The sequence below is a fragment of the Clostridium cuniculi genome (assembly GCF_004353185.1).
In the GTDB taxonomy this organism is placed as follows: domain Bacteria; phylum Bacillota; class Clostridia; order Clostridiales; family Clostridiaceae; genus Clostridium; species Clostridium cuniculi.
This window is the reverse complement of sequence record NZ_SMUS01000022.1, coordinates 1-16279: the sequence shown is the minus strand read 5'-3', so window position 1 is coordinate 16279 and position 16279 is coordinate 1. Positions and strand designations below refer to the sequence as shown.

Genomic DNA, 16279 nt, shown 5'->3' with positions numbered 1-16279 from the left:
TAAAATCTAAAAGTATTTAACTTTATTTCTGAAAATGTATACAAAACTTTTTAAAAGTTATTGCAAAAGTATAAAAGTGGTATTATAATAACTTATGAAAAGACATTTAAAAAGTTATTTAATAATAGTTTTTAAATGTTTGTTGCAAAAATAATTTTAAGATAATACGGGGGATTTTATGAGATATTTATTAGGTTTAGATATAGGTACATCTGGTACAAAGACAGCATTGTTTGATGAATTAGGGAATACAATAGAAACTGCAAATTATGGTTATGATTTATTTCAACCAAAAGCAGGATGGGCAGAACAAAATCCAGAGGATTGGTGGGAAGCATGTCTTAATGGAATTAAAGATGTAGTAAAAAACAGTAAAGTTAATGCAAAGGATATAAAAGGTATAGGATTAAGTGGACAAATGCACGGTCTTGTATTAGTGGACAAGGATTATAATGTTATAAGAAATTCAATTATTTGGTGTGATCAAAGAACTGAAAAGCAATGCCAATATATGACTGAAGTTTTAGGTAAGGAAAAATTAATTGAAATAACAGGTAATCCAGCATTAACAGGTTTTACACTTTCTAAACTATTATGGGTTAGAGATAATGAACCAGAAAATTATAATAATATATATAAAATTCTTCTGCCAAAAGATTATATAAGATTTAAATTAACAGGTATATTTGCAACTGAAGTTTCAGATGCAAGTGGTATGCAAATGTTAGATATTAATACAAGAAACTGGAGTGATGAGTTACTTCAAAAATTAGATATAGATAAGAAGATATTAGCAGATGTTTATGAATCAGTAGTAGTAAGTGGACATGTTACAGAAGAGGTAGCAAGAAAGACAGGATTAGAAGCTGGTACTGCTGTGGTTGGAGGAGCTGGAGACCAAGCGGCAGGAGCAGTAGGAAGTGGAATAGTAAGTGAAGGAATAATTTCAACAGTTATTGGTTCTTCAGGAGTTGTTTTTGCTTCAACAGATACTCCAAGATTTGATAAAGAAGGTAGAGTTCATACTTTATGTCATGCAGTTCCTAATAAGTGGCATGTAATGGGGGTAACTCAAGGTGCAGGACTTTCTTTAAAATGGTTTAAAGAAAACTTCTGTAGAAAAGAAATTGATGAAGCAAAAGAAAAAAATATAAATATATATGATTATTTATCAGAAAAAGCTGCTGGTTCAAAACCAGGATCAAATGGAGTAATTTATATGCCATATCTTATGGGAGAAAGAACACCTCATATAGATCCAAATGTAAAAGGTGGATTTGTTGGAGTATCTTTAATAAATAATCATGGAGATTTTGTCAGAAGTATACTAGAAGGTGTTAGCTTCAGCTTAAAGAATTGTTTAGATATTATAGAGAACATGAAAGTTGAAATAACTGATGTTAGAGTAAGTGGTGGAGGAGCTGAAAGTGAAGTTTGGAGACAAATTTTAGCTGATGTATTTAATTATCCTTTAAGGACTATAAAAGCATCAGAGGGACCAGCATTAGGAGTAGCTATCTTAGCTGGAGTTGGTGTTGGTATATATAATTCTGTAGAAGATGCATGTGAAAAGATTATAAAAGGTCAGGATTTAGTGAATCCAAATTGTGATAATATAGCCCTTTATGATAAGATATATAAAGTATATAATTCACTTTATCCAAGATTAAAGGATATTTAAAATTTTGGATAATGTAAACTGAGAGGGGAAGGCATAATTTGATAGAAGTGAATCATAGTAAAATCAAAGAAACAAATAGAAAAAAGATAATTAAGTTATTATTAGAAAAGAATGAAGTAACTAAATTAGATATTTCAAGAAGCTTAGATATAAGTATTACAACAGTTTCAACTAATATTACAGAGCTTAAGAAAGAAGGAATTGTTAGTGATGTTAGATCCTTAGAATCTACAGGTGGAAGAAAAGCAATGGCTTTAAAAATTAATGAGAATTGTAGGTTTGCTTTAGGAATAGCGTTGACTCCTCGTCATGTAAAATTATCTTTAATAAATTTAAAAAAAGAAGTTATAGGCGATATTAGAATAAGGCATAATAAAAAAGATATTGAAAGTATAATAGCTATTGCTAAAGAAAATATAAATAAAATATTAAATAATAAGGAAATTTCAATTGATAAATTATTAGGTATTGGTATTTCTATTCCAGGGACAGTAGATTCAGAAGAAGGAATAATAAAAAACTGTTATTTATTAGGAGCTGAAAATTATAATTTAAAGAAAAGTTTTGAAGAATTTAATACTACTATCTATATAGATAATGAAGCTAATCTTTCAGCTTATTATGAATTTTTAAATAAGAAGGATATATTAAGTAATCTTTTATATGTTTCAATCACTGATGGATTAGGATTAGGAATAATAATAGATGGGAAGATTTATAGAGGAAGCAATAATGCCGCTGGTGAAATGGGACATATTAAAATAATTATAGGTGGTAAAAGCTGCAAGTGTGGTTCTCAAGGGTGTTTAGAATCATATACATCAAAGAATGTGTTAATAGAAGACTTCAATGAAATAAGTAATGAAAAATTAAATGATATAGAAGAATTTATATCTTTATTTGAAAAGGGAGATAAAACTACAAAAGAAGTTTTAGAGAGATACTTTAATATTCTTGGTATAGGAATTGCTAACTTAACAATGCTATTAGATCCAAGTAGTGTAGTTTTAGGTGGAGATATAAATAGTTTATTAAAAGAAAATATAGATGTTTTAAGAAGTATTGTATATAAAGATAATTTATTTACAAATGAGGAAAATTGTAAGATAGATGTTACAGAGTTTAAAGAATCATATCTTTTAGGAGCAGCAATGGTTCCATTAGAGGAGTTTTTAAATTAATTAATGTTATGGGTATCAAACTTACAATATAAAAAGGCAGAAAATAATGGCTGCCTTTTTATAAAGAAACTTTTGAAAGTAATTTTAAAAAGTTGTTAAATAATATTTATAATATAAAGGGGAGTTTTAATATGAAGTTATTTTTAGACACTGCAAATGTAGAACATATTAAAGAAGCAAATGAAATGGGAGTTATATGTGGAGTTACTACAAACCCATCATTAATTGCTAAGGAAGGTAGGGACTTTACTGAAACTATTAAAGAAATAACTGAAATAGTTGATGGTCCAATAAGTGGAGAAGTTATATCAGAAGATGCAGAGGGGATGATTAAAGAAGGTAGAGAAATTGCTGCTATTCATCCAAATATGATTGTTAAAATTCCAATGACAGCTGAAGGTCTTAAAGCTGTTAAAGTATTAGCTAGTGAAGGAATTAAAACTAATGTAACATTAATTTTTTCTGCTAATCAAGCACTTTTAGCAGCTAATGCAGGTGCAACTTATGTAAGTCCATTTTTAGGAAGAATAGATGATATATCAATGGATGGAATGGAACTTGTTAGAACAATTGCAGAAATTTTTAATATACACGGAATAACTACAGAAATAATAGCTGCAAGTGTAAGGCATCCAATTCATGTTACAGAAGCTGCTAGAGCTGGTGCACATATTGCTACAGTACCATATGCTTTAGTAATGCAAATGGTTAAGCATCCATTAACAGATGCAGGTCTAGAAAAGTTTAAGGCAGATTGGGCTTCAGCCTTCGGGAAGTAGAAAAGTATCGGGACCTTTGTCCCGATAAATTGGAAAATAAATCGAATTAAAAGGGGTTAAAGATGAGTAAAGAACTAGATAAATTATGTATAAATACAATAAGAGTATTATCAGCAGATGCAATAGAAAAGTCAAAGTCAGGTCATCCAGGATTACCACTTGGTGCAGCCACGATGGCATATACATTATGGGGGAAAATGAATCACAATGGTAAAAATCCAAAATGGGATAATAGAGATAGATTTGTATTATCAGCAGGTCATGGCTCAATGCTTGAATATTCTTTATTACATTTATTTGGATATGGAATAACTATTGAAGATATTAAGAGTTTTAGACAAGTTGATAGCTTAACACCGGGACATCCTGAATATGGACATACTCCAGGTGTTGAAATAACAACTGGACCTTTAGGACAAGGTATATGTAATGCTGTTGGTATGGCAATTGCAGAAGCTCACTTAGCTGAAAAGTTTAATAAACCAGGCTATGAAGTAGTTAATCATAATACTTATGCTATTGTTGGTGATGGGTGCCTAATGGAAGGGATTTCAGGGGAAGCTTCATCACTTGCTGGAACTTTAGGATTAGGAAAGCTTATTGTTTTATATGATTCAAATAATATTTCTATTGAGGGTGATACTGATATAGCATTTAGAGAAGATGTAGCAAAGAGATATGAAGCATATAATTGGCAAGTAATTAAAGTTAATGATGGAAATGATATTGAAGCTATTGAAAAAGCAATAGAAGAAGCCAAAAGTGAAACTTCTAAGCCATCAATGATAATTGTTAAAAACCAAATTGGATTTGGATGCCCTGCAAAACAAGGAAAAGCATCTGCCCATGGAGAACCTTTAGGGGCTGAAAATATAAAAGCAATGAAAGAAAATCTAGGATGGAAACAAGAAGATTTTTATGTTCCCGCAGAAGTATATTCTAATATGGATAAGTATATTAATGCAGGAGTTAAAAAAGAAAGCTCTTGGAATAATTTGTTTGAGTCTTATAAAAATGAATATCCAGAATTAGCAGAAGAATATTCTAAGTGGATGTCTGGAGAAATAGATAATGAGACTTTATTAAATAATGAAGAATTTTGGAGCTTTGATAAAGAAATGGCTACAAGAGAGTCTTCAGGAATTATCATAAATAGATTAGCAAATTTAATACCTAATTTAGTTGGAGGATCAGCTGATTTAGCACCATCTAATAAAACATATATGAGTGAAAAAGGTGATTTCTCAGCTGAAGATAGAAGTGGAAGAAATCTTCACTTTGGAGTAAGAGAACATGCAATGGCTGCAATAGCAAATGGTATGTATGCTCATGGTGGATTAAAAGTATTCTGTGCAACATTCTTTGTATTTAGTGATTATATGAAGGGTGCAATGAGATTATCTTCATTAATGAATTTACCAGTATCTTATGTATTAACACATGATAGTATTGGTGTAGGGGAAGATGGTCCAACTCATCAACCAATTGAGCAATTAGCAGCATTAAGAAGTATGCCAAATATGACTGTATTTAGACCAGCAGATTCAAAGGAAACTGCTGCAGCTTGGTATTATGCAGTAACTAATGGTACTACTCCAACTTCATTAGTATTAACTAGACAAAAGTTACCATTATATGATGGATGTGCAAAGCGAGCATTAAAGGGAGGATACATTCTTAAAGACTCTAAGAAAGAAACTCCTGATGTAATTTTAATGGCTTCAGGTTCTGAAGTTGAACTTATCTACAAGGCTGCAGATGAATTAGAAGCAAAAGGAATAGATGCAAGAGTTGTAAGTATTCCATCATTTGAAATATTTAATGCTCAAGATGAAGTATATAAAGAAAGTGTACTTCCAAACAGCGTTAGAAAAAGAGTTGCAGTTGAAGCTCTAACTTCATTTGGATGGCATCAATATGTAGGTTTAGATGGAAGAATTATTTCATTAGACACATTTGGTGCATCAGGAAATGCAGTAACATTATTTAAGAAGTTTGGATTTACAGTAGAAAATGTTGTTGATGAAACAATGAAATTATTTAAATAAATGTTGAGAAGCTTGTACTTATATATAAGGAGATGAATTGAGTGGTTATAAAAAGTGTTAATGATATAGAATTTAAAAAGTATGGTAGAGTACTTAAGAATTATGATGTTAAAGAGCTTTTAAATAGGATGGAAAAAACACCATTACCAAAGGATGTTATATATGAACCTTCTATAAAAGAATTAGAGGAATTAGAAATAGCTAAAGAATTTAGAAATAGAGAATTTGGTGGACTTGATATTCAAATAGGATATTGTAATGGTAATAATTATATGCTAAATGCAGTTGAATATCACAGAACTAGTGAAATAAATATTGCAGTTACAGATTTAATTTTACTACTGGGATTAGAGCAAGATATTGAAGAGGACTACTCTTATGACACTTCAAATATTGAAGCTATATTTGTTCCTGCAGGAACTGCTATAGAAGTTTATGGAACTACATTACATTATGCACCATGTAATGCTAATGAAGATGGATTTAAATGTGTAGTTATACTACATAAAGATACAAATACAGCATTAGAAGATAATATACAAAAGCAAGGTGAAGATGCATTATTGTTTGCAAAAAATAAATGGCTTATAGGTCATCCAGAAACGAATCTAGGAGAGCAAGGAGCCTTTATAGGACTTAAGGGAAAGAATATTTCTTTAAAGTAAGTTAAAAAGTTAAGTAATTAAAATTAAAAATAAATTATTATAGAACAAAAAAGGGTGGAGGAATTAATTATGAATTTTAAAAATATACCAGATGTAAAATTAGGAATTGTTGCTGTAAGTAGAGATTGTTTTCCAATGGAGTTATCTGCAGGACGTAGACAAGCTGTAGTTAAGGCTTATAAAGAAGCTTATGGTGATATATATGAATGTCCAACAACAGTTGAAAGTGAAGTTCATATGAGAAAAGCTTTAGCAGAAGTTAAAGAAGCTGGAGTAAATGCTTTAGTAGTGTATCTTGGAAACTTTGGACCAGAAACTGCAGAAACATTGTTAGCAAAAGAATTTGGTGGACCAGTTATGTTTGTAGCTGCTGCTGAGGAATCAGGAAATAATCTAATTGGTGGAAGAGGAGATGCTTACTGTGGTATGTTAAATGCTAGCTATAACTTAGCATTAAGAAATATTAAAGCATATATTCCAGAATATCCAGTGGGAACTTATGAAGAAGTTGCAGAAATGATTAAAGAGTTTGAACCAGTAGCTACTACACTTTTAGGATTACAAAACTTAAAAATTATATCTTTTGGACCAAGACCACAAGATTTCTTAGCATGTAATGCACCAATTAAACAATTATACAATTTAGGTGTTGAAATTGAAGAAAATTCAGAATTAGATTTATTTGCAGCATTTAATGAACATGCAAATGATCCAAGAATTCCAGAAGTTATAGCTGATATGGAAAAAGAACTTGGAGAAGGTAATAAAATGCCAGGTATTTTACCTAAGTTAGCTCAATATGAATTAACATTATTAGACTGGATGGAAGCTCACAAAGGATCTAGAGAATATGTTGTATTTGCTAATAAATGTTGGCCATCATTCCAAACTCAATTTGGATTTGTACCATGCTATGTAAATAGTAGATTAGTTTCAAGAGGAATTCCAGTATCATGTGAAGTTGATATTTATGGAGCATTAAGTGAGTATATTGGAACTTGTGTAAGTAAAGATGCTGTAACATTATTAGATATTAATAATAGTGTACCAAGAGATATGTATGAAGAAGAAATTAAAGATAAATTCAACTATACATTAAAGGATACATTTATGGGATTCCATTGTGGAAATACTCCTGCATGTAAATTATCATTCAAAAATATGAAAAATCAAATGATTATGGCAAGAAGTTTAGAACCAAACCAAGAACCAAACATTACTAGAGGTACTTTAGAAGGTGATATCATTCCAGGTGAAATTACATTCTTTAGATTACAAAGTAATGCAGATGCCGAATTAACAGCATATGTTGCAGAAGGAGAAGTATTACCAGTAGCAACAAGATCATTTGGATCAATTGGTATATTTGCAATTCCTGAAATGGGAAGATTCTATAGACATATATTAATAGAAGGAAGATACCCACATCATGGTGCAGTTGCATTTGGACATTTTGGTAAGGCTATAACAAATGTATTTAATTATCTAGGAGTTAAAGAAGTTGGATTTAATCAACCAAAAGGAATGCTATATAAGACTGAAAATCCATTTAAATAATATTTAATTTAAAGAGAAATAAGCATCTATTAAGAAAAATTAATCTTATTAGATGCTTTATTTATCATATTATAAACTCATAGAAAATAAATATTTGTTAGCTTGTACAAAGTAATGTTATAATAATTAAAGCTATAAACATAGGAGGAGTTATATGATAATAAAGGCTATAAAATATTTTTTCTATATGGTATATACTAGACTTAAGGGGTTTAAATATGAACATATAAAACGTAAAGAGGGTATACATAAAGCGACAGAATATGCAGTAAAGTGTATGTATTTATGGTCAAAGTTCACTATAAATACTATAGGAATGAATGTAGTTGTTAAAGGGAAAGAAAATATACCTAATGGACCATGCGTCTTTATTGGAAATCATACAAGTATATTAGATATTCCAGTTATATTATATTCTACAGAAAGACAGGTAGGATTTGTTTCAAAAAAGGAGGTATTAAAAACACCTATTTTAAGTTACTGGTTGCCAAAAGGGAAGTGCATTGCTTTAGATAGACAAAATCCTAGAGATGCAGTAAGAATGATTACTGAAGGAGTAAAGAATTTAAAGGATGGATATTCAATGATGATCTTTCCAGAAGGAACAAGAAGTTTAGATGGAAAGCCACTTCCATTTAAAAAAGGAAGTTTAAAATTAGCAATTAAAGCTAAGGTGCCAATAGTGCCTGTAACAATAGATGCAGCATTTACATCATTTGAAGAAAATAATAAATTCAAGCCATCTACTGTTAATGTAACCTTTTGTAAGCCAATAGAAACTGAAGGATTAACAAAGGATGAAGAAAGAAATTTAGCAGAAGATATTAGAAAAACAATAATTAGTAATTTAAGAGAAGAATTTAGGGTAGAATAATATTTAAAGTTGTTTTATTGGAGGAATTTATGGATAGTAAATATGCTAATAATGCAAAAATATTTAAGGCATTAAGTGATTCGAATAGATTACAAATAATTTATATATTATCATTAGGTGAGAAATGCGCTTGTAGATTGTTAGAACATTTTAAATTTACTCAACCAACATTATCTCATCATATGAAGGTATTAATGGAATGTGGTTTAGTTAGCTCAAGAAAAGAGGGAACTTGGAATTATTATAGTTTAAATGAGGATAATGCAAAGGAATTATTAATGTTCTTAAATGAATTAATGTTAAATAATAAAAAAACAATAATTGAAGAAGATAGCAAGTGTGATTGCTAAATTTACAAAGGGTTTATCATAATAAGTTTAAGTATTGTGATAAACCTTGTATTTTAAGTTATAAGATAAAAGTTTATAGTGAGAGTTAATACTATTAGTGTTGACAATTAAAAAATAAAAAACTATATTAAACATAGATGAGTATCTATATTTAAGTGATAAGTATTATTTTTATTGATTAACTAAAAATAGTTTTAAGGAGAATATAATGAAGAAAATCGATTTAACACAAGGCAAAGTTATTAAAGTGCTCACAGCTTTAGCATTACCTATTATGGGAAGTTCATTATTACAATTTACCTATAACTTAATAGATATGTTATGGGTAGGTGGATTAGGAAGTGATGCCGTAGCAAGTATAGGATCCTCAAGCTTTTTTACTGGATTAGGGTATTCTATCAACTCATTAGTTGTTATAGGAGCAGGAATAAAAGTCTCTCATGCTATTGGAGAAAAAAATAATAAGGATGTAAAGCAATATATTAATTCAGGACTAGCAATAAATTTTGTTATATCAATAATATATGCATTAATTTTAATAATTTTAGGGAAAAGTTTTATTTCATTTTTAAACCTTAATAATGAATTTGTAGAAAGAAATTCATATTATTATTTAGCTATGAATGCACCAATTTTATTTTTCTCATTTTTCAATTCTCTATATACAAGAATATTTAGTAGTTTTGGAAATAATGGAGATTCATTAAAGATAAATGCTATAGGGATGATAATAAATATAGTTTTAGATCCAATATTTATTTATATATTTAAATTAGGTGTGGTAGGAGCAGCAGTAGCAACACTAATAGCTAATATAGTAATGTTTATTCTATATAGAATAAAATCAAATGGAATTTTACATTATGATAAATCCATAGGTATTGATAAAGAAAAAGTAATGGAAATTATGCGATTAGGTTTTCCAATGGCATTTCAAAGAATATTATTTACAGTAGTTAATATAATTTTAGCTAAGATAATTGCCATCTTTGGAACAAATTCAATTGCAGCACAAAAGATAGGATTGCAAATTGAGTCAATAACATACATGGTTATAGGAGGATTAAATGGAGCTATAGCGAGTTTTACAGGTCAAAATTTTGGAGCTAGTAAGTTTAAGAGAATAAAACAAGGATATTATACTGCATTATTATTGGGTATTATTTATTCAATGATTATGTCTATAATTTTTATTATTTTTAAGGAACCAATTATAAGATTATTTATTAGAGAGAAAAGTACTATTTTAATTGCTAGTGGTTACTTACAGGCAGTTGCATTTTCTCAAAGCTTTAGTACAATAGAAATGGTATCAAATGGATTATTTACAGGTTTAGGGATGCCTAAGATACCTGCCATAATTAGTATTGTTTTTACAGTTTTAAGAATTCCAATTGCATTAGTTTTAATGAAAACACTTGGAATTCAAGGGGTATGGTGGAGTATAGCAATTTCTAGTATATTAAAGGGAGTAGCAGCGTATTCAGTATATTTAATAAAAATAAGGAGAAATTATAAAGATGTTAAATAAAATAAAGAATTTATTTGCTAGTAAAGAAATTTTAAATGGAAATTTTGGTATTGAAAGAGAAACTTTGAGGGTAGATGGAAATGGATATTTGGCTAAAAGTGATCATCCAGAAGAGTTCGGGGATAAAGCACATAATCCATATATAACTACTGATTTTTCGGAAAGTCAGATAGAAGTTATAACACCAGCATTATCAGATATTAAAGAAACTTATAATTTTACAAGAGCATTATATGATATAGCTGCCATGGAAATAGGAGATGAATATCTATGGCCTGAATCAATGCCATGTATAATACCAGATGATAAGGATATACCAGTAGCTAAGTTTGCTAATCATAGTAAAGAAGCTCAAGAATATAGAGAAAAATTATTACTTAAATATGGTGGGAAAAAGCAACTTATATCTGGAATTCATTATAATTTTTCTTTTGATGAAACTATAATTGAAAGATTATATGAAGATAGTGATAAGAATCTGTCTTATAAAGAATTTAAAAATAGTATTTATTTAAAGATTGCTAGAAATTATTTAAGATATAGATGGCTTATAGTATACCTTCTTGGAGCGTCACCAATTGTACATGAAAGTTTTATTGATGGCTGTAAATGTCCATTAAAGAAAATTAAACACAGTGAGTATAGTAGTTCAGGTGCAATATCTCATAGAAATGGAAAGTGTGGATATAAAAATAAAGTAGATTTATTCCCAAGCTATAATAGTGTTGATGAACATTTAGAAAGTATAAATGAATATATTAAAGATGAATTAATAGAAAATCATAAAGAATTATATAGTCAAATAAGATTAAAGCCAAGTGATACAAAGAATTTTAAAGAATCTTTACTTAATGATGGAATAAAATATTTAGAATATAGAACAATTGATATTAATCCATTTGAAAAGGGTGGAATAAGTTTAGAGGATTTAAGATTTTTACAAGTATTTAATATTTATTTATTAACTAAGGAAGAAAGTGATTTTAAAAATTGGCAAGAGGAAGCTTTAGAAAATCAACAATTAATTGCAGTACATGGAATTGATGATATAGAGTTAAAGAAAGATGGAAAATCTATAAATAGAATAGATTTTGGATTAGAAATACTTAATGAGGTTATGAGTGTTAATAATGAGTTAAATTTAGGTTTTGAAGATATAATTAATAACATGATAGATAAAGTTAAAGATAGCAAATTAACTTACTCATATAAAATAACTGAAAAAATAAAAGAAGAAGGATATATTGATGCATTTTTAAATTTAGCTAGAATTTATAAGGAATCTGCATACAAAAATAGATTTAAGTTAGAAGGATATGAGGATTTAGAGTTATCAACTCAAATTCTAATGAAGGAATCTATTAAAAGAGGAATTACTGTAAATATAGTTGATAGAAGTGAAAATTTTATATCTCTTAAAAATAACGAAAAAATAGAATATGTAAAGCAAGCAACTAAGACCTCTAAGGACACATATGTATCTGTATTGATTATGGAAAATAAAACTGTAACTAAAAAGGTTTTAGCAGAAAAGGGAGTAAAGGTACCAAAAGGTGAGGAGTTTAATAGTATAGAAGATGCAAAAATAAAGGCACATAACTATATTAATAAACCTATTGTAATAAAACCAAAGAGTACTAACTTTGGTATAGGAATTAATATTTTCCCAGAGGGTGCAAATTTAGAAGATATAATTCATGCTTTTGAAATAGCCTTTAAAAATGATAATACAGTTCTTATAGAAGAATTTATTAAAGGAAAAGAATATAGATTTTTAGTTATAAATGATGAAGTAGTAGGAATATTACATCGAGTTCCAGCTAATGTTATTGGTGATGGAGAAAAAACTATAACAGAATTAGTTGAAGTTAAAAATCAAGATCCATTACGTGGTAAAGGGTATGTAACGCCACTTGAAAAAATAAGATTAGAAGAAAATGCAGAGTTATTCTTAAAACAACAAGGTAAAAATTTTGATTATATTCCTAAAAAGGATGAAATAATTTATTTAAGAGAAAATTCAAATATTAGCACTGGTGGAGATAGTGTAGATTATACAGATGATATTCCACAAAAGTTTAAAGATATAGCAGTAAATGCAGCAAAAGCTGCAGGAGCTAAGATTTGTGGTGTGGATATGATGCTTGAAGACTATAGAGATGAAAACACTAATTATGCAATAATAGAACTAAACTTCAATCCAGCAATCCACATACATTCATATCCATACAAAGGCAAAGAAAGAAAAATTGCAACTCATGTTTTAAAGTTATTAGAATTAATTTAATTTAGCTTAAAAGTCAGTGATAGAGAAAAATTAATGATATTACTTCTAGAAATATCATTAATTTTCGTCATCACGGCATTCAAGCTCCAAGGAACAATTTGGGGATAGAGTTGAAAAAATGTGGGAAATTGTTTATAATGACTTATAAATATAAAAAAAGTTAAATGAATATAAGTAATATATTTTTAAGTGTATTTATTTAAGTTGTTTTATAATTATTATATAAAAATTATATTTAAATAAACTTAGCACCATTAGGCAATAAGTAGAATTAACATAATCAGATGTTAAATATTGTGAATGCAATGTTAAGTAAATAACTTTATAAGAGATGTCAGTTTAGTTATAAGAATTGAACGTATTGAATTATAAAATAATATTTAATTATAAATAAGTTGATTTAAAACAACTTTTTGTTTTTATGCAAAAAAATAGAGAAAAATAGATTGAAATAAATAATTTGGAGGACTTTAATGGAAAGCAAAAAAAAGATAAAAGTTATACCGTTAGGTGGACTAGGAGAAGTAGGAAAGAATATAACAGTAATAGAATATGGTGAGGAAATTATAGTTGTAGATTGTGGAATGACTTTTCCAGATTCAGAAATGTATGGAATAGATGTTGTAATTCCAGATGTAACATATTTAGTTAACAATAAAGATAGAGTAAAAGGATTTTTTATAACTCATGGACATGAAGATCATATAGGGGCAATACCATATATATTAAAGCAAATTAATGCTCCAATTTATGCTACTAATTTAACAATAGGGTTAATTCAAAATAAGTTAGAAGAGCATAAAATGCTTGATATAGTAGAGTTAAATGTAGTTAAGCCAGGAGATACTATAGCTTTAGAAAAATTAAAAGTAGAATTTATAAGAACAAATCATAGTATTGCAGATAGTTGTGCATTAGCAATTCACACTCCATTAGGTATAGTAGTTCATACTGGAGATATTAAAGTAGATTTTACTCCTGTTGATGGTAAGGTAATAGACCTACAAAGATTAGCTAAGATAGGTAAACAAGGTGTGTTATTACTTATGGCTGATAGTACTAATGCATGTCATCCAGGATATACAATGTCAGAAAAGACAGTAGGTGAAACATTAGATAATTTATTTAGCAAAGGAACTGGAAGAATAATTGTAGCAACATTTGCATCAAATATTCATAGGTTACAACAAATAATAAATTCATCTATTAAGTATGGAAGAAAAATTGCTTTTAGTGGAAGAAGTATGGAAAAGATATCAGAGGTTGCAATAAAACTTGGATATTTAGATATGCCAGAAGGTTTGTTAATTGATTTAAAAGATTTAAAGCTATATAACAGCAATCAAATAACAATTGTAACTACAGGAAGTCAAGGGGAGCCTATGTCAGCCCTTACAAGAATGGCATCCTCTACTCATAAAAATATTCAAATAGAAAAAGATGATATGATAATTATATCTGCAAATCCTATTCCAGGAAATGAGAAAGCTGTATCAAAAGTTATAAATGAGTTAACACAAAAGGGTGCTAATGTTATTTATAAATCCATAGAAGAAATTCATGTATCAGGTCATGCTTGTGAACAGGAATTAAAATTATTACAATCAATCCTAAAGCCTAAATATTTTATGCCAGTACATGGTGAATATAAGCATTTAAGAAAGCACATATTAATAGCAGAGGAAGTAGGATTAGAAAAAGAGAAATCATTTATTTTAGAAAATGGTGATGTGTTAAGCTTAAATAGGAAGTCGGCTTGCATAAGTGGTAAAGTTCAAGCAGGAAATATTTTAGTTGATGGTATTGGTATCGGAGATGTTGGTAATATAGTTTTAAGAGATAGAAAGAATTTATCAAAGGATGGTATTATAAACATTATTGTAGCAATAGAAAAAGAAAGTCGATCTATTGTTTCAGGTCCAGATATTGTAACAAGAGGATTTATATATGTGAGAGAATCAGAAGAGCTAGTAAATCAAATAAAAGAAATATCTTATGATAGTATACAAAGTTCAATAGATAAAAATATATTTAAATGGTCAGAGATAAAAAATAATATTAGAAATGATGTTGGATCATTTATATATAGTAAAACTAAGAGAAAGCCTATAATTGTACCAATAATTATGGAAGTATAAAATAGGCCTTAATAGAAAAGTTATCGGAGTATAATAAAGAAATTTAAATATTGAAATAGGATATGGTAGTATATGCGATATCCTATTTTTTTATAAAAAAATAGAAGTCCTATTAAACTTCTATTTTTATTTTACCATTATTTTTGCTTAATTTATAAGTAAAAACATTACCAATAATTTTAATTGGTTTGCAGATAGATGATGTAGCAACACATAATAAATCTTTAAAGTCATCAACAATGAGGTTTTCTTTTTGAGCTTTAAGTTCTAAATTTTTTGGAAATAGTTGTCTTGTCATAAAGCATCCATCTTCATATATTATTTCAGCAGTTTTTTTATAAGTAAAACTACTTTCTTGGTAGGTTATAACATCACCTTCAAATATTTCACGACCTGAAGAGTCACAAATTCCAGTAGGCATTAAAAGCACTGCATCATCAAAAGAAACTATATCTTCATCATTTTTGTCTCTATCAAAGTAATAAACAACCTCATCCATATAATCTATTCTAGTTACCTTAAAGCATTTATTTAAAACCTTATTGTATATTTTGAATTTTAAATTTTTTTCCACCAAAAACACTCCAATCTTTAACATAGGAATAGTTATTTACATAACATATATTATATTATAACAAATTGGAAAATATTTGAAAATATATTTATTTAAAATTACATAATATTTCTTACAGAATCATAAATATAGATTATTAAAATTTATTTATAGGCTGGTGATGGTAAATGTTAAGTATAGATGAAATGAAAAATATTATAAAGTTAAAGTGTATTAATGGAAATTATTATGAAATGAATTTTAGAATTAAGCATACCTTTGAGTTAGGAAATATGTATGTGGGTAATAATTCAATATTATATTTAATTGATAATAAATATGAAAGAAAAGTTCTTAATGCTATAAACAAATTAAATAATATAAAATATGATAATATTGATATGAAAAAAGAATTCTATAAATATTTACCACAAGTAAAAGAAAGTTTTAGAACAATATCTGGAGAAATAGGAATAGTAATTAAAAAAGATGAAGATTTAATTTTATTAAGAGATTTATTAACATATTGCAAAGGAAGAATGTCTATAAATGAAGTTAGTTGGATTTTGAATTCATTATATAATATTGTATGTTTTATTAATTATAATGGATTAACCCACAATGGAATAACAGTA

Annotated in this window: 12 protein-coding genes and 1 pseudogene; 12 read left to right on the top strand and 1 reads right to left on the bottom strand. The window is 28.1% G+C overall.

The window, feature by feature from the left end:
- Window positions 1-178: 178 nt before the first annotated feature.
- The 11 genes from xylB to EJJ37_RS11850 all read left to right on the top strand — a co-directional run bounded on the left by xylB (window position 179) and on the right by EJJ37_RS11850 (window position 15091).
- Window positions 179-1681 carry a xylulokinase gene (xylB, locus tag EJJ37_RS11900; RefSeq protein WP_133015801.1) on the top strand — a complete coding sequence of 501 codons (1503 nt, stop codon included), beginning with the start codon at window positions 179-181 and terminating at the stop codon, window positions 1679-1681.
- Window positions 1682-1719: 38 nt separating this feature from the next.
- The gene (locus tag EJJ37_RS11895) at window positions 1720-2862 is read left to right on the top strand and encodes an ROK family transcriptional regulator (protein ID WP_133015800.1); all 1143 of its coding nucleotides are present in this window, start codon (window positions 1720-1722) and stop codon (window positions 2860-2862) included.
- Between the two features lie 131 nt (window positions 2863-2993).
- Window positions 2994-3641 carry a fructose-6-phosphate aldolase gene (fsa, locus tag EJJ37_RS11890; RefSeq protein ID WP_133015799.1) on the top strand — a complete coding sequence of 216 codons (648 nt, stop codon included), beginning with the start codon at window positions 2994-2996 and terminating at the stop codon, window positions 3639-3641.
- Window positions 3642-3703: 62 nt separating this feature from the next.
- Window positions 3704-5689, top strand: a complete 1986-nt coding sequence (tkt, locus tag EJJ37_RS11885) for a transketolase (protein ID WP_133015798.1) — start codon at window positions 3704-3706, stop codon at window positions 5687-5689.
- 41 nt (window positions 5690-5730) lie between these two features.
- On the top strand, window positions 5731-6354 hold the full coding sequence (locus tag EJJ37_RS11880; RefSeq protein WP_133015797.1) for a DUF4867 family protein: 624 nt from the start codon (window positions 5731-5733) through the stop codon (window positions 6352-6354).
- A 69-nt stretch (window positions 6355-6423) separates the two neighbouring features.
- The gene (locus EJJ37_RS11875; RefSeq protein ID WP_133015796.1) at window positions 6424-7911 is read left to right on the top strand and encodes an L-fucose/L-arabinose isomerase family protein; all 1488 of its coding nucleotides are present in this window, start codon (window positions 6424-6426) and stop codon (window positions 7909-7911) included.
- Between the two features lie 154 nt (window positions 7912-8065).
- The gene (locus tag EJJ37_RS11870) at window positions 8066-8785 is read left to right on the top strand and encodes a lysophospholipid acyltransferase family protein (RefSeq protein ID WP_133015795.1); all 720 of its coding nucleotides are present in this window, start codon (window positions 8066-8068) and stop codon (window positions 8783-8785) included.
- A gap of 29 nt (window positions 8786-8814) precedes the next feature.
- Complete coding sequence (locus EJJ37_RS11865; RefSeq protein WP_133015794.1) at window positions 8815-9135, top strand: ArsR/SmtB family transcription factor; 321 nt, start codon at window positions 8815-8817, stop codon at window positions 9133-9135.
- Window positions 9136-9343: 208 nt separating this feature from the next.
- Window positions 9344-10666 (top strand): MATE family efflux transporter, encoded by a 1323-nt coding sequence (locus EJJ37_RS11860; protein ID WP_133015793.1) that lies wholly within the window; start codon window positions 9344-9346, stop codon window positions 10664-10666.
- Entirely contained in the window at window positions 10656-12953 is a 2298-nt protein-coding gene (gene gshAB, locus EJJ37_RS11855; protein WP_133015792.1) for a bifunctional glutamate--cysteine ligase GshA/glutathione synthetase GshB, read from the top strand. The genes EJJ37_RS11860 and gshAB overlap by 11 nt, the downstream gene beginning before the upstream one ends.
- A 473-nt stretch (window positions 12954-13426) precedes the next feature.
- Window positions 13427-15091, top strand: a complete 1665-nt coding sequence (locus EJJ37_RS11850) for a ribonuclease J (protein ID WP_133015791.1) — start codon at window positions 13427-13429, stop codon at window positions 15089-15091.
- Window positions 15092-15203: 112 nt separating this feature from the next.
- Here the strand turns inward: EJJ37_RS11850 and EJJ37_RS11845 are convergent, their stop codons facing one another.
- Complete coding sequence (locus EJJ37_RS11845) at window positions 15204-15665, bottom strand: YopX family protein (protein WP_166484758.1); 462 nt, start codon at window positions 15663-15665, stop codon at window positions 15204-15206.
- A 167-nt stretch (window positions 15666-15832) separates the two neighbouring features.
- On the opposite strand from EJJ37_RS11845, the pseudogene EJJ37_RS11840 reads away from it, so the two are divergent.
- A pseudogene (locus EJJ37_RS11840) lies at window positions 15833-16279 on the top strand (hypothetical protein); the annotation flags it as partial.

Excerpts from the sequence above, each read along its gene's own strand:
- tkt (WP_133015798.1), top strand. The coding sequence starts at position 3,704 with ATGAGTAAAGAACTAGATAAATTATGTATAAATACAATAAGAGTATTA.
- xylB (WP_133015801.1), top strand. The coding sequence starts at position 179 with ATGAGATATTTATTAGGTTTAGATATAGGTACATCTGGTACAAAGACA.
- EJJ37_RS11850 (WP_133015791.1), top strand. The coding sequence starts at position 13,427 with ATGGAAAGCAAAAAAAAGATAAAAGTTATACCGTTAGGTGGACTAGGA.
- gshAB (WP_133015792.1), top strand. The coding sequence starts at position 10,656 with ATGTTAAATAAAATAAAGAATTTATTTGCTAGTAAAGAAATTTTAAAT.
- EJJ37_RS11875 (WP_133015796.1), top strand. The coding sequence starts at position 6,424 with ATGAATTTTAAAAATATACCAGATGTAAAATTAGGAATTGTTGCTGTA.
- EJJ37_RS11870 (WP_133015795.1), top strand. The coding sequence starts at position 8,066 with ATGATAATAAAGGCTATAAAATATTTTTTCTATATGGTATATACTAGA.
- fsa (WP_133015799.1), top strand. The coding sequence starts at position 2,994 with ATGAAGTTATTTTTAGACACTGCAAATGTAGAACATATTAAAGAAGCA.
- EJJ37_RS11860 (WP_133015793.1), top strand. The coding sequence starts at position 9,344 with ATGAAGAAAATCGATTTAACACAAGGCAAAGTTATTAAAGTGCTCACA.
- EJJ37_RS11865 (WP_133015794.1), top strand. The coding sequence starts at position 8,815 with ATGGATAGTAAATATGCTAATAATGCAAAAATATTTAAGGCATTAAGT.